Annotated in this window: 12 protein-coding genes; 7 read left to right on the plus strand and 5 right to left on the minus strand. The window is 70.9% G+C overall.

Annotated elements, in window-relative coordinates; translation table 11 throughout:
* Nucleotides 1-684 (plus strand): phosphatase PAP2 family protein, encoded by a 684-nt coding sequence (locus Ate02nite_RS34145; protein ID WP_203812013.1) that lies wholly within the window; start codon nucleotides 1-3, stop codon nucleotides 682-684.
* Here the strand turns inward: Ate02nite_RS34145 and nagA are convergent.
* The 3 genes from nagA to Ate02nite_RS34160 are packed head-to-tail and all read right to left on the minus strand — an operon-like array spanning nucleotide 635 to nucleotide 3,551.
* Nucleotides 635-1,732, minus strand: a complete 1,098-nt coding sequence (gene nagA / locus Ate02nite_RS34150; RefSeq protein WP_438871284.1) for an N-acetylglucosamine-6-phosphate deacetylase — start codon at nucleotides 1,730-1,732, stop codon at nucleotides 635-637. The two genes, Ate02nite_RS34145 and nagA, sit on opposite strands and share 50 nt — an antisense overlap.
* A complete protein-coding gene (locus Ate02nite_RS34155) occupies nucleotides 1,732-2,640 on the minus strand; it encodes an ROK family protein (protein WP_203812015.1) in 909 nt (302 codons plus the stop codon). Before Ate02nite_RS34155 ends, nagA begins: the two co-directional genes overlap by 1 nt.
* On the minus strand, nucleotides 2,637-3,551 hold the full coding sequence (locus Ate02nite_RS34160) for an SIS domain-containing protein (protein ID WP_203812016.1): 915 nt from the start codon (nucleotides 3,549-3,551) through the stop codon (nucleotides 2,637-2,639). Before Ate02nite_RS34160 ends, Ate02nite_RS34155 begins: the two co-directional genes overlap by 4 nt.
* 209 nt (nucleotides 3,552-3,760) lie before the next feature.
* Here Ate02nite_RS34160 and Ate02nite_RS34165 point away from each other — a divergent pair, with 209 nt between their 5' ends.
* Nucleotides 3,761-4,546: a DeoR/GlpR family DNA-binding transcription regulator gene (locus Ate02nite_RS34165; RefSeq protein ID WP_203812017.1), complete on the plus strand. Its 786-nt coding sequence runs from the start codon at nucleotides 3,761-3,763 to the stop codon at nucleotides 4,544-4,546.
* On the opposite strand, the gene Ate02nite_RS34170 is transcribed toward Ate02nite_RS34165, so the two are convergent.
* The gene (locus Ate02nite_RS34170) at nucleotides 4,543-5,343 is read right to left on the minus strand and encodes a calcium-binding protein (RefSeq protein ID WP_203812018.1); all 801 of its coding nucleotides are present in this window, start codon (nucleotides 5,341-5,343) and stop codon (nucleotides 4,543-4,545) included. The two genes, Ate02nite_RS34165 and Ate02nite_RS34170, sit on opposite strands and share 4 nt — an antisense overlap.
* Before the next feature lie 148 nt (nucleotides 5,344-5,491).
* On the opposite strand from Ate02nite_RS34170, the gene Ate02nite_RS34175 reads away from it, so the two are divergent.
* From Ate02nite_RS34175 to Ate02nite_RS34185, 3 genes are all read left to right on the plus strand, one after another.
* Complete coding sequence (locus Ate02nite_RS34175) at nucleotides 5,492-6,463, plus strand: ABC transporter ATP-binding protein (protein WP_203812019.1); 972 nt, start codon at nucleotides 5,492-5,494, stop codon at nucleotides 6,461-6,463.
* Entirely contained in the window at nucleotides 6,460-7,467 is a 1,008-nt protein-coding gene (locus Ate02nite_RS34180) for an ABC transporter permease subunit (RefSeq protein WP_203812020.1), read from the plus strand. The genes Ate02nite_RS34175 and Ate02nite_RS34180 overlap by 4 nt, the downstream gene beginning before the upstream one ends.
* 81 nt (nucleotides 7,468-7,548) lie before the next feature.
* Nucleotides 7,549-7,851 (plus strand): DUF3263 domain-containing protein, encoded by a 303-nt coding sequence (locus tag Ate02nite_RS34185; protein WP_203812021.1) that lies wholly within the window; start codon nucleotides 7,549-7,551, stop codon nucleotides 7,849-7,851.
* Nucleotides 7,852-7,855: 4 nt separating this feature from the next.
* On the opposite strand, the gene Ate02nite_RS34190 is transcribed toward Ate02nite_RS34185, so the two are convergent.
* A complete protein-coding gene (locus tag Ate02nite_RS34190; protein WP_203812022.1) occupies nucleotides 7,856-10,066 on the minus strand; it encodes an AAA family ATPase in 2,211 nt (736 codons plus the stop codon).
* Nucleotides 10,067-10,174: 108 nt separating this feature from the next.
* Here Ate02nite_RS34190 and Ate02nite_RS34195 point away from each other — a divergent pair, with 108 nt between their 5' ends.
* Both Ate02nite_RS34195 and Ate02nite_RS34200 read left to right on the plus strand, forming a co-directional pair.
* Entirely contained in the window at nucleotides 10,175-12,913 is a 2,739-nt protein-coding gene (locus Ate02nite_RS34195) for an alpha/beta fold hydrolase (RefSeq protein ID WP_203812023.1), read from the plus strand.
* A complete protein-coding gene (locus Ate02nite_RS34200; RefSeq protein WP_203812024.1) occupies nucleotides 12,910-13,764 on the plus strand; it encodes an ABC transporter permease in 855 nt (284 codons plus the stop codon). The genes Ate02nite_RS34195 and Ate02nite_RS34200 overlap by 4 nt, the downstream gene beginning before the upstream one ends.
* Nucleotides 13,765-13,834 lie beyond the last annotated feature (70 nt).

The following is a 13,834-nucleotide window of genomic DNA, read 5'->3' on the forward strand; positions in this document are numbered from 1 at the left end:
GTGATCTCGTCCCTCCGACGCTGGTGGATCGACGCGGCCCTGGTGGCGGCGTTCGTGGCGCTTACCGTCGCCCTGATCAACGGCCACCTGCTGCGGTTCGACCAGCGGGTGGCCGACTGGTCCTTGGCCCACCAGCCGGCCCCGATCTACTGGACCGCCCGGGTCTTCAACTACCTGGGCCAGGGCGGTCAGGTGCTGATGCCGATCGGCCTGATCCTGACCGGGCTGCTGTTCTGGCGCACCCGGTCGTGGCGGGCGGTAATTCCGTTCGTGGCCGCGTTCGTGCTGACCTACGTCACCATCGGCCCGCTGAAGATCTGGGCCGACCGGGCCGCGCCGCGCTTCGACGGTCCGGACAAGGCGATCATGTTCAACCCCGCCGCCTCCGGCGTCGAGGCGATGAGCTATCCCTCCGGCCACATGGGCAACAGCATGGTTTGGTACGCCGTGATGGCCCTGCTGCTGGCCGCGTTGCTGCGGCGGCCGCTGCGCCGGTGGGAGTGGACCGGGGTCCGGGTGGTGCCGGTGACGATCCTGTTCTGCACCACGGTCTACACCGGGTTCCACTGGGTCACCGACTCGGTGGCCGGCGCCCTGCTCGGGCTGTTCCTGGCCCGGCTGATCGAGCGGATCCCTACCCGATGGTGGGCGGAATCTCCGTCCCGGCCCGCAGCACGCGTCTGACCCGCAGCTCGGGGTCGAGCACCACCAGGTCGGCTCGTTTACCCGTGGTGATCTCGCCGCGGTCGGCGAGCCCCAGCACCTTCGCCGGGGTGGCGGTGGCCATCGCCACCGCGTCCGGCAGCGGGATCCCGGCCGCGACCGCGTTGCGCAGCGCCTCGTCCATGGTCAGCGTGCTGCCGGCGATCGAGCCGTTGCGGGCCAGCCGGGCCACCCGGTCCGCCACGATCACCTCCTGGCCGCCCAGGTCGTAGCGTCCGTCCGGCATGCCGGTGGCGTCCATCGCGTCGGTGATCAGGGCAGCTCGGCCCGGTCCGGCGGTCTTCGCGGCGAACGCCAGCATGCCCGGGTGCAGGTGGATGTTGTCGGCGATCAGCTCGCAGACCGCGATCGAGGAGAGCAGGCCGATCACCGGGCCGGGCTCGCGGTGGTGCGGCGGGCGCATGCCGTTGAACAGGTGGGTGCCGACGGTCGCGCCGGCCGCGACACCGGCCAGCACATCGGCGTACGAGGCATCGGTGTGCCCGACCGCCGCGATCACGCCGTGGTCCCTCAGGAAGGCGATGGCGTCCAGGGCGCCCGGCAGCTCGGGCGCGACGGTCACCATCCGTACCGTGCCCTCGCCCAGCTTGACCAGCGCGGACAGTTCCTCGACCGACGGGTCCCGGAGGAACTCCGGGTTCTGCGCGCCGCAGCGCGCGGCCGAGAGGTACGGCCCCTCGAAGTGCACGCCCGCGAGCACGCCGGCCCGCACCAGGGGCAGGTAGGCGGCGGTGGCGTCGCGCATCAGGTCGAACGGGGAGCTGACCAGGCTGGCCAGCATGGTGGTGGTGCCGTGCGCGAGGTGGAAGGCGGCGGCCGCGCGGGCGTCGTCCGGGTCACCCTCGGTGAAGGTGTGGCCCCCGCCGCCGTGGCAGTGCAGGTCGACGAAGCCCGGCACGATGATGTCGTCGCCGACTCGGTCGTCCTCGATGATCTCGCCGATCAGCGGGCCGTCGAGGTGCAGGTGGCCGCGGAGCACGGCGCCGGGACGGACGATCTGGCCGCTGATCAAGCTTTCTCCAGGTGGTCGAGGGCCAGCAGGGCCGCGCCCTTGCATCCGGCGGTGTCGCCCAGTTCGGCTTTGACGATCCGGGGCATCCGGTGGAAGGTGAGCCGCTTCTTCAGCTCGTTCCGCAGTGGTTCGAGAAGGGCCTCGCCCGCCTCGGCCAGGCCGCCGCCCAGGACCAGGACATCTACGTCGTAGAGCGCCTGGGCGGTCAGTAGGCCGTCGGCCAGGGCGTCGATGGCCTCGTGCCAGACCTGTCTTGCTGCTGGATCTTGATCGAGCCGCGCGACGACGTCGAAGGCTGTCGCGCCGCTCTTGCCCGATATTTCGGCATATCGTCGGCCGATTGACCGGGCCGAGGTCTCCGCCTCCAGGCAGCCACGCGCGCCGCAGCCACAGGGAGTGCCGCCGGGCCGCACCACGATGTGGCCCAGTTCGCCGGCCGCTCCGTGGGCGCCGCCGTAGGTCGAGCCATCCACCACCAGGGCGGCGGCGATGCCCGTACCGATGGCGACAAAAAGGACGTAGCGCTGGCCTCGGCCGGCGCCGAGGCGGGCCTCGGCGAGGCCGCCGACGCGGACGTCGTGGCCGAGCGCCGCGGGCAGCCCGAGCCGGTCGGTGAGCAACTTCCGCAGGGGTACGTCGCGGAAGCCCACGTTCGACGACCAGACCGCGACGCCGTTCTCCTCGTCGATCACGCCCGGGACGGCGATGCCGACCGCGATCGGGTTCTCGGCCCGGTTCGCCAGGCCGGCCGCGATCTCCAGGATGTTCGCGGTGACCGCCTCGGGCCCGCGGGCGGCCAGGGTGGGATGCCGTTCCTCATGCAGAACGGTGCCGTCCGGGCGGACCAACGCGCATTTCATGCCTGTTCCGCCGACGTCCAGTGCTACGACGACGGGCCCGCTCACGCCAGAACCACTGATCTCGTCAGGTTTCGCGGGTGGTCCGGGTCGAGGCCCTGGCTGGTGGCCAGCAGCACGGCCACTCGCTGGGCCAGCACCAGGTCGGCCATCGGGTCGAGGGGCGCCCGGCCGCCGCACCAGTTGCCCAGCGCTGCGTAACCGCCGTGGTGGCGGCTGTGCACGAACAGAGCGCCGGTCGCCTCCACGTCGTCGGCCAGCCCGACCGGGATCTCGCCGAACGCCCACACCACCCGGCGCGGCGCGGCGATCGAGATCGGGCCGTGCCGGTAGTCCATCGCCGGGTAGGCCTCGGCCCAGAACATGGCGGCCTCGCGGCACTTCAGCGCCGCCTCCTCGGCCAGGCCGACCGTCCAGCCCCGGCCCAGGAAGGTGATCTGCTCGGCCAGCGCCGGGTGCACCGGCAGTGGCATCCGCACGGCCACCTCGGCGTCGGCGGCCACCGACTCGATGTCCGCGCCCAGGTGGGCGCGGAGCAGGGCCAGGGCGCTGGTCGCGAAGCGGGTCTGCACCACCGCCTGCTCGTCGGCGAAGTCCAGCACGATCGCCTCGGTGGCGAGGGCGGCGGCCGGCTGGCCACCGTCGGCGGTGATCACCGTGGTCTTCGGCAGGGTGCTGAGCAGCTCGACGACCTCGGTCGTGGTGCCCGAGCGGGTGATCGCGACAACCCGGTCGTACTTGCGGGTGTGCGGGAACTCGGAAGCCTGGAACGCGTCGGTCTCGCCGTGCCCGGCCTGCTCGCGGAGTGCCGCGTAGGCCTTGGCCATGAACCACGACGTGCCACAACCGACCACCGCGACCCGCTCACCACGGACCGGCAGGCCCGGGGAGTCGGCCAGCTTCGCGGCGAGCCGCCAGCAGTCCGGCTGGCTTGCGATCTCCGCCTTGACGTACGTCATGGGCCACCCTTCGGTCTCAAAGGCAGGTCGCATCGTCGCGGCTGCGCATAAGCGCGCGGTTCCCGGCACTTTCGAGCGTTATTCTGCGCGGAGGGTAGGCGTGGACGCAACAGTCATCCCCCGACCGCGCAAGGGGCGAGCTTTGCATCCCGGCCTTTCGCGCACTAATGTGCACACACTTATCACGAAACGTGCATCGGGAGTGGTTGGTGGACCGGTACGCGCGGTGGAATGCCCTGCTCGAGTTACTCACGGAGACCGGCCGGGTCAGCGTCGAGGACGCCTCGGCGCGCCTTGATGTCTCCCAGGCCACCATTCGGCGTGACTTCGACCAGCTGGCCCAGCAGCAGATGATCACCAGGACCCGGGGCGGCGCGGTCGCCAACGGCGTCTCCTACGACCTGCCGCTGCGCTACAAGAGCGCCAAGCACTCGGCCGAGAAGCAGCGCATCGGCGAGGCCGCGGCCGGCCTGGTGATTCCCGGCACGGTGGTCGGCCTGAACGGCGGCACCACGATCACCGAGGTGGCCCGGGCCCTGGCGGTCCGCCCCGACCTGAACACCGGCGGCGAGGGCTCCCAGCTGACGGTGGTCACCAATGCCCTGAACATCGCGAACGAGCTGCTGGTCCGCTCCCGCATGAAGATCGTGGTGGCCGGCGGGGTGGTCCGCCCCCAGTCCTTCGAGGTGGTCGGCCCGCTCGGCGGCGCGCTGCTCAACGAGGTAACCCTGGACATCGTCCTGCTCGGCGTGGACGCCCTGGACGTGGAGCTGGGCGCGGCCTCCCACCACGAGGGCGAGGCCGCGATGAACAGCCTGATGGTCGCCCGAGCGAAGCGCGTGGTGGTGATCGCCGACTCGTCCAAGCTGGGCGGCCACGCGTTCGCCCGAATCTGCCCGATCACCAAGGTGGAAACCCTGGTGACCGACTCCGGCGCCCCACCGGCCACGCTGGCCGCCTTCCGCGAGGCAGGCGTCCAGGTGATCAGCGCCTAGAGGCCGGTCACGATCTGGTTGTTGCCCGGGCCGCCGATCAGGGTGTCCTTGGCGTTGCAGCCGCCGGCCTCCGGCCAGGTGCAGTAGTCGTTGCCCATCAGGTAGTCGTCGCCGTAGCCGCCGTCGAGGTAGTCGGAGTTCTGACCGCCGTACAGCCAGTCCTCGCCGTAGCCGCCGTACAGGTGGTCGCTGCCGACGTAACCCCAGAGGGTGTCGTTGCCGTCATCGCCGTACAGCCAGTCGTTGCTGACGAAGGTGCCACCGGTGTCCATGATCCCGTCGTTGCCGGCGCCACCATGGACGATGTCGTTGCCGATGTCGGGGTAGATGGTGTCGTTGCCGCCGTTGCCCCAGAGCTTGTCGTTGCCGATGTCCCCGGTGATGAGGTCACCGCGCGGCCCGCCGCCGATGCTGTCGTTGCCGCTGCCACCGTTCAGGGTCGACGGCAGGTTGGCCTGGTTGACGATCGAGTCGTTCCGGTCGTACGTGTAGACCCGCACCCGGGTGGGCGCCGCCTTCGTCGTACAGCGAACCTTGGTCTTGTCCCCCGCGACCGCCTTGCACCCGGCCCCGGCCTTGATCGCCACCACGTCGTCGATCGTGACGGTGCGCCCGGCAAGCGTGACAACCACCTTGTTCTGCTTGCCCTTGGCCGCCTTGTAGTTGACCTTGGTGCTCTCCACCACCGACGCAACCCCAGCCGAAGCGGCCTGCGCGGGCGCCGAAGTAAGCACACCAAGCGAGGCAGTGGTGATCAGTGCGAGACCGACACGGGCCGGCCAGGCGAAGCGCTGCACTGTGGATCCTTTCGAGGAGGTGTACGGAGCGTAAACGCCGCACTGACCTCGGAAGGCCCCGCCGAACATGGCCCACTTCCGCATGAAATTTCGGCATTTCGGGGCGGCGGATTCCGGATATTGACGGAGCTGCCTAGAGTCTCGCGGCATGGACGCCGTACTCGAGATAGCTGGGCTGCAGAAGACCTATCGCAGCCGGAAAGGCGTGCGCCGGGCTCTTGATGGGTTCGACATGGTGGTCGAGGCCGGGCAGGTGCACGGGTTCCTCGGGCCTAACGGCTCGGGTAAGACGACCACGTTGCGTACCCTCCTGGGGTTGATCCGGGCCAACGGTGGCCGGATGTCGATTTTGGGCCAGGAGGTGCCGCGGCACCTGCCGGCCGTGGCGGGGCAGGTCGGCGCGATCGTGGAGAGCCCGCAGTTCTTCGGGAACTTCACCGCGTGGGACACGCTGTCGCTGCTCGCCGACGCGGGCGGGGTGCGGCGGGTGCGGGTTGAGGAAGTGCTGGAGCTGGTCGGGCTGCGGGATCGGGCCAAGGACCGGGTACGCACCTACTCGCTCGGCATGAAGCAGCGGCTCGCGGTGGCGTCGGCGCTGCTCAAGGAGCCCAGGCTGCTGATTCTGGACGAGCCGGCCAACGGGCTCGACCCGGGCGGCATCCGGGAGATGCGCACGCTGATGCGGACGCTGTCCGAGTCGGGCATGACGGTGGTGCTGTCCAGTCACATTCTCGGTGAGATCCAGCTGATCTGTGACTCGGTGACGATCATCTCGGCCGGGCGGCGGGTGGCCGCCGGGTCGGTGGCCGAGGTGCTGGCGACGCACACGTCGTCGTCGGTGAAGGTGCGGCTGGAACCCGGGATCGACCTGCTCGGGGCGGCCGAGATCCTGCGCACCGCCGGTGCCCAGGTGGAGCTGGGCACCGACTTCTTCACGGTCGGCAACGCCGGCAATCCGGCGCAGATCACCCGGATTCTGGCCGAGCGGCAGATCTACGTCAGCGAGTTGACGCCGGTCGCGGCCGACTTGGAGAGCGTGTTCCTGGAGTTGACCGGCACCGCGCCGGTCGACGGGCAGAACCGTCAGGTGGATCAGGTGTCGGCGGGGTGGGGTCAGTGAGCCTGTATCGAGCGGAGACGCGCCGGCTGGTCAAGCGCCGGTTCACCAAGCTGTTCGCGATCGGGGCGCTGCTGATTCTGGCCGCCGTGGTGGTGGGTGTGTTCCTCACCAATCAGAAGGTGGGGCCGGACCAGATCGCCGTGGCGACCGCGAAGGCCCAGGCCGACTACCGGCAGTCGGTGGCCAGCACCGAGCAGATGAAGACGGACTGCCAGGCGGCGCAGGGCACCGCGAAGGCCAGTCAGTTCCCGCCGAACTGCGAGATCATCGCGCCGTCCGAGTCGGACTTCCAGGCGGAGTGGTACATGCCGGCCACCTTCGGGCTGAAGGACAACCTGCCTGACATGATCACCACGTTCGCGGCGGTGCTGGCGCTGGCCGCGTTCGTGATCGGGGCGTCCTTCGTGGGGGCCGAGTGGAGCAGCGGCGGCATGATGAACCTGCTGCTCTGGCGGCCGCGCCGGTTGCAGGTGCTGTCCACCAAGCTGGCCGCGCTGCTGGTCGGGGTGACCGGGCTGACCGTGGTGACGGCGGCGCTCTGGACGGCGGCCTTCTGGGGCGTCGCGAAGACCCGGGGCAACACCATCGGGATGACCTCCGGGGTGTGGCAGTCGTTCGGGCTGATGGAGTTGCGGGCGCTGGTTCTGGTGCTGGTGGCGGGCGCGCTCGGGTTCGGGCTGGCGTCGCTGGGCCGGCACACCGCGATGGCGCTCGGCGTCGCGATCGGCGTGATCGTGGTCTTCCAGTTCGGGGTGGCCGCGGTGCTGGCCGTCGCCCAGGTGAAGTTCCCGGAGCTGTACCTCGCGCCGTTCTGGGTCATCGCCTGGATGAGCAAGGAGTACACCGCGCAGGACTACAACGCGTGCAACCTCGACGGCACCGGCACCTGTCAGCCGGACACGTTGACGATCACCTGGCAGATGGCGGGCAGCGCGCTCGCCATCATTCTGGTGCTCGTGGTGGGTGCCGCTATGTGGACAATGCGTAAGCGGGACATAACGTGAGGTAACGTCGGGCGGGTCATGCGGCGGGGTCGTCGGCAACATATGCTGCTGGCGGCCCCTCGCCTTCGCATTTGGAGCACCATGCAGCCCGCCGCCGCGGACCCGTCCGAAGAGTCCACCCAGCACATTCCGGCGCCACGGACAGCGGAGCCGGCCGGCCTCACCGAGCGTGAGCGAGAGATCCTCGCTTTCGAGGCGCGGTGGTGGAAGCACGCGGGCGCCAAGGAGCAGGCCATCCGGGACACCTTCAGCCTCTCCTCGACCCGCTACTACCAGGTGCTCAACGCGCTGCTGGACAAGCCCGAGGCCACCGAGCACGACCCGGTGCTGGTCGGCCGCCTGCGCCGGCTGCGGGCCACCCGGGCCCGCACCCGCCGCCGCTGAAAGATCAGCCAGGCTGGTGAGTTGAGGCGTACGCCTCGAGCCAGGCCACCTGGGTCGGATCGAGCGAGGCCCGCACCCGCTTACGGGCGGTAGCCACGTTGGCCGCCGTCACCGTCGACGCCTCCAGCGAGTCCCGCATCGCCGCGAGCGCCGACTCCCGGATCAGCGCCGCGCAGTCGGCCGCGGAGAAGCCCTCCAGCGCGGCCCCCAACTCGTCGAGATCGACCGATTCGTCCAGCGGCACCGCCTTCGACGACGCCCGCAGGATCGCCGCCCGCGCCGACGCGTCCGGCGGCGGCACGTAGACCAGCCGTTCCAGCCGGCCGGGCCGCAGCAGCGCCGGGTCGATCAGGTCGGGCCGGTTGGTAGCTCCGATCACCACCACGTTGCGCAGGTCTTCCACCCCGTCGAGCTCGGTGAGCAGGGCCGCCACCACCCGGTCGGTGGTGCCGCCGTCGGTGGCCTGCCCCCGGGTCGGCGCCAGCGCGTCCACCTCGTCCAGGAAGACCAGGGTGGGCGCCGCCTCCCGGGCCCGCCGGAACAGTTCCCGCACGGCCCGCTCGCTGTCGCCCACCCACTTGCTGAGCAGTTCCGCGCCCTTGACCGAGAGCACGTTGGCCTTCCCGGTCCCGGCGAGCGCCTTGACCAGGTAGGTCTTGCCGCAACCGGGCGGACCGTAGAGCAGCACACCGCGCGGCGGCGACACCCCGAGCCGGGCGAACGTGTCGGGATAGGTGAGCGGCCACAGCACCGACTCGGTGAGCATCTGCTTGACGTCCACCAGGTCGCCGACGTCGTCCAGGGTCACCGCCGCGACCTCGAGCGTCGACTCGGCCATCGAGGTCGGTCGCACCACGTCGAGTGCGGCCTCGAAATCGGCCATGGTCACGGTGGGTGATTCGGCGTCCTTCTGGCGAAGGGCCGCCCGAACCCCCGCTTCGCGGGCGAGGGCACCAAGGTCAGCGGCGACAAATCCGGGGGTACGGCCGGAGACGTCATCCAGCCGTACGTCCTCCGCCAGCGGCATCCCGCGAGTGAGCACGCTCAGCTGTTCCCGGCGCATCGCCGCGTCCGGCAGCGGCACCGCGAGCTGCACGGCGAGCAGGTCGGGCGCGCGCAGCGACGGATCGACCGACTCCGGCCGGCTGGTCGTGCAGACCACCGCCACCCCGGCCCGGACGATCTCCTCGAGCACCTGGTGGAAGACGGTGGAGATCGGCCCCGGCTCCTCCCGCGGGGCGAGCGCCTCGACGTCGGCGACGAGAAGCACGGCCGGCCCGTCCCCGCGGGCGTCCCGAGCCAGGCCGCGCAGCCGGGCCGCCGCCGAGTCGTTGGTCAGCGCCGCCAACTCGGGCGCCCAGACCGGCAGCACCCGCGCGCCGACCCGGGTGGCCACCGCCCGGACCAGCGCGGACTTCCCCGACCCGGACGGACCCGAGATGAGTACGCCGAGCGACACCTTGGTGCCGAGCCGGGCCAGCACCTCGCCGTGGTGGAAGCCGAGGTCGAGCAGTTCCTCCAGCTCCTTGGCCTGGGCGCGCAGCCCGGGCAGGTCGTCCAGGCTGGGCGGCGGTACCTCCGGGTCGGTGGCGGCCGGCGAGCTCGCGGCCACCGCGACCGAGCCGGTCGGGCCGCCGGCCGTGTAGTGGCCGCCCACCCAGCCGACCACCGTGTCGGGGCTGACCAGCACGGCGTCGGCGTCGTCGACCGCGGTGACGTTGAGCAGGGCGCTGGTGAAGCTGTAGCCGAGCCGGTTCTTCAGACTGGGGGTGACCGCCTCGACCAGCGCCCGGTGGTCGCCGGGAAGCACGTCCTGTGGGAGCAGCGAGACGTCGTCACCGGCGCTGACCACCTTGCCGAGCAGGGCGAGTCGCAGCATCTCGGGTGAAACCAGGGCGACGATCTCGGCCGGTCCGCCCAGGGTGACCCGGCGGGCGTGCACGATCGGCACCTTCGTGATGGTGACCTGGCCGCCGTCGCGCAGGCCGAGGTTGCCGATGATCAGGTCGTCGGCGTAGAGCAGGCCGCGGCTGGCGTCGGCCGTCTTGGTCGGTATCGCGCGGCAGGCGGTGGTGAGCCGGCCGACCAGGCGTACCGGATCGCCGGGGTTGATCTCGAGGGCTGCCATCACCTCGGGGTGGAGCCGCACGACGCCACGGCGGGCGTCCAGGGGCGCCGACTGCGTGGTGACGGTCAGCGTCAGTTCTTCGGCCACCGCGGGATGCCCTCCATCGTCTGGATGTTGTGGGTCCACGCTATCGCTGACACGCCCGCTGAGAGGTCTCACAGCAGCGGCTCAGAAGTTCCCGGATAGCTTTGCCGCATGCCATCCCTGCGGTCGCTCCGCTTCACCCGCCGTCGCGTCGTCGCCGGCTCGGTGGTTCTCGTCCTGGTGGCCGCACTGGTCGGCTGGGCGGCGTGGCCGGACCGCACCGGCTGGACCAGCGCCGACGAGCAGATCACCGTCAAGACCGGACCGGCCGGGACCGAGAGCGTCGACCTGGACGCCCGCCTTTACCTGCCCCGGGACCGGGACGGCAAGGTGCCGGCGGTGCTGCTCGCGCACGGTTTCGGCGGCACCAAGGAGTCGGTGAGCGACAACGCCGAGGAGCTGGCCGACCGCGGCTACGCGGTGCTGACCTGGACCGCGCAGGGCTTCGGCCGCAGCGGCGGCCAGATCCACCTGGACAGCCCCGACTACGAGGTGCGGGACGCGCAGGGCCTGCTCGACTGGCTGGCCGCCCGCCCCGAGATCCAGCTGGACGCGGCCGGCGACCCGCGGGTGGGCGTGGTCGGCGGTTCCTACGGCGGTGCGCTGGCCCTGCTGCTGGCCGGGCAGGACAGCCGGGTCGACGCGATCGTCCCGTCCATCACCTGGAACGACCTGTCCAAGGTCTTCCTGCAGCAGTCGGCCGACACCACCGCGACCGGCGTCTTCAAGAAGGGCTGGGCCGGCCTCTACTTCGGCAACGGCGCGGCGACCCTGCTCCCCGACGCGCCCGAGCCGGCCGGCAGCGACCCGGCCTGCGGGCGGTTCGCGGCCGACGTCTGCGCGGCCTACCTGCAGCTCGCCACCACCGGCACGGCCGACGCCACCACGCTCGAGGTGCTCCGCAAGTCGAGCCCGGCCACCGTGCTCGACAAGATCAAGGCGCCGACCCTGCTGATCCAGGGCGCGGTGGACACCCTCTTCCCGCTCTCCGAGGGGGACGCCAACGCCAAGGGCATCGCGGCGACCGGCACCCCGGTGAAGGTCGCCTGGTTCACCGGCGGCCACGACGGCGGGGCCGGCCCGCAGACCGACCAGGACCGGGTCAAATACCTCACCGTCCAGTGGCTCGACCACTACGTGAAGGGCGAGGGTGATGCCCCGTCGGACGACTTCACCTACTCGCGAGTGGCCGGTTTCAGCGCGCTCGACCGCGGCCTGGTGACCAACGGTTACTCGACGGAGGCGTACCCCGGCCTGGGTGGAACCGGAAGCACCCAGGTCTCCCTCGCCGGGCCGGCGCAGCCGGTCGCCAACCCGCCCAACGGCAACCCGGCGGCGCTGTCCTCGCTGCCCGGCGCCGGCAGCCGGCTGAGTGAACTGCTCGGCGGCGTCGCCGCCGACATTCCCGGCCAGTACGCCACCTTCGAATCGACTCCGGTGACCGGCGCGATCGAGGTGGCCGGCTCGCCCACGGTGCGCTTGCGCGCGGCGTCGCCGACCGGCGAGGCCACGCTGTTCGTCAAGCTCTACGACGTCGATCAGGATGGCGCCGAGACGCTGAGCGCCGGGCTTATCGCGCCGGTGCGGCTCACCGGCCTGCCGGCCTCGATCGAGCAGGCCCAGCCGGTCACCGTGACGCTGCCGGCGATCGTCCGGCGGATCGACACCGGGCACCTCGTGCGGGTCGTCGTCGCCACCAGTGACCAGGCGTTTCTCACCCCGGCTAAACCGGCCGTCTACACCGTGCAGGTCGAGTCGACGCTCACCCTGCCGACCGTGGTGGGCACGCCGATCGCCAACCCGCAGACCATCTGGCGCTGGGTGCTGGGCGGCCTGTTGCTGGTGATCGCGCTGGGCCTGGCGGTGGTCCTGCTGATCCGCCGCCGCCTGCGGCGTCGTCGACATGACGAGACCATCGAGGAGTACGCCGAGACGCCCCTCGTTGTTCGGGGACTGCGCAAGGCGTACGCGGATGGGTTTGTCGCCGTTGAAGAAATCAGCTTCAGCGTGCAGCGTGGCCAGGTCGTCGGCCTGCTCGGGCCGAACGGTGCCGGCAAGACCACCACGCTGCGGGTGCTGATGGGCCTGACCATGCCGACCTCCGGCGATGCCCTGGTCTTCGGGCACCGCCTGATGCCGGGCGCGCCGATCCTGTCCCGGGTGGGCGCCCTGGTCGAGGGGCCGGGCTTCCTGCCGCACCTGAGCGGCCTGGAGAACCTGAAGGCGTACTGGCGGGCGACCGGGCGGCCGGAGGCCGACGCGCACTTCGACGACGCGCTGGAGATCGCCGGCCTGGGCGACTCGGTGCATCGCAAGACCAAGAAGTACAGCCACGGCATGCGGCAGCGGCTGGCCATCGCCCAGGCCATGCTCGGCCTGCCCGAGCTGCTGGTGCTGGACGAGCCGACCGACGGTCTCGACCCGCCACAGATCGCCGAGATGCGCCGGGTGCTCAAGCGGTATGCCACCGACGGCCGGGCCGTGCTGGTCTCCAGCCACCTGCTCGCCGAGGTGGAGCAGACCTGCACGCACGCGGTGGTGGTGAACAAGGGCCGGATCGTGGCTTCGGGGCCGGTCGAGGACATCGTTGGCGAGTCGCCGTCGGTGCAGATCGAGGTCTCCGACGTACCGGCGGCTTCTTTGATCTTGGAAAAACTGGGCGTGCGGTCGGTGACCCCCGATGGTGCGTCCGGCCTGATCGTGGACATGAACGGCACCTCGCGGTCCGAGGCGGTGGCCTCGCTGGTGCGGGCCGGCGTGGACGTGGACCGGGTGGTGCCGCGCAGGCGACTCGAAGATGCCTTCCTGGCCCTGGTGGGCGACAACTCGCGGGGGAGTGGGGACCGATGAGCGCGGTCACGGGTTACCGGCCGTCGGCGACGCTGCCGATCTGGGCCGAGGTGCGGCGGCAGGCGTCGCGGCGGCGCACCCAGCTGGCACTCGGCTTCATGGTGCTGCTGCCGCTGATCATCCTGGTCGCCTTCGAGTTCGGCGGGAACAACGACGACGACGGCAACGGCGGCGGTGCGTTCGGCAGCCTGGTCGACCTGGCCACCTCGGGCGGCCTGAACTTCGCGCTGTTCTGCCTGGCCGTCTCGGCCGGCTTCCTGCTGGTCGTGGTGGTGGCGCTGTTCTGCGGCGACCCGGTGGCCAGCGAGGCCAGCTGGGGGAGCCTGCGCTATCTGCTGGCGATCCCGGTGCCCCGGGTCCGGCTGCTCGCCGTGAAGCTGGTGGTGGCGCTCGGCTATTCGCTGGTGGCGCTGCTGACCCTGGCCACGACCGGGCTGCTGGTCGGCACCCTGCGCTACGGCTGGCACCCGCTGGGCAGCACCATCGCGGCCGCCGTCCCGCCCGGTCAGGGCCTGCTGCGGCTGCTCGGCATCGTCGCCTACCTGGCCGTCATCATGCTGGTCGTGGCCGGTCTGGCCTTCCTGCTCTCGGTGCTGACCGACGCGGCGCTAGGCGCGGTCGGCGGCGCCGTGCTGCTCTGGATCCTGTCCAGCATCCTCGACCAGATCACCGCGCTGGGCAGCGTGCGGTACCTGCTGCCGACCCACTTCAGCGACGCCTGGCTGGGCCTGCTGTCCACCCCGCCGCAGGTCGACGACCTGGTCAAGGGCGCGATCGCGGCGATCTGTTACGCCACCCTGTTCTGGTCGCTGGCTTTCTGGCGGTTCACCCGGAAGGACATCACGTCGTAGGCGTTGTTCGGCTCACACCTCGGGATTCTGCTGGCGGAAAGTCCCTAAGGCCAACGTAAGGTGTTGGAAA

The sequence above is a fragment of the Paractinoplanes tereljensis genome (assembly GCF_016862435.1).
Lineage (GTDB): Bacteria > Actinomycetota > Actinomycetes > Mycobacteriales > Micromonosporaceae > Actinoplanes > Actinoplanes tereljensis.

Excerpts from the sequence above, each read along its gene's own strand:
- Ate02nite_RS34160 (WP_203812016.1), bottom strand. The coding sequence starts at position 3,551 with ATGACGTACGTCAAGGCGGAGATCGCAAGCCAGCCGGACTGCTGGCGG.
- Ate02nite_RS34185 (WP_203812021.1), top strand. The coding sequence starts at position 7,549 with ATGCAGCCCGCCGCCGCGGACCCGTCCGAAGAGTCCACCCAGCACATT.
- Ate02nite_RS34195 (WP_203812023.1), top strand. The coding sequence starts at position 10,175 with ATGCCATCCCTGCGGTCGCTCCGCTTCACCCGCCGTCGCGTCGTCGCC.
- Ate02nite_RS34200 (WP_203812024.1), top strand. The coding sequence starts at position 12,910 with ATGAGCGCGGTCACGGGTTACCGGCCGTCGGCGACGCTGCCGATCTGG.
- Ate02nite_RS34175 (WP_203812019.1), top strand. The coding sequence starts at position 5,492 with ATGGACGCCGTACTCGAGATAGCTGGGCTGCAGAAGACCTATCGCAGC.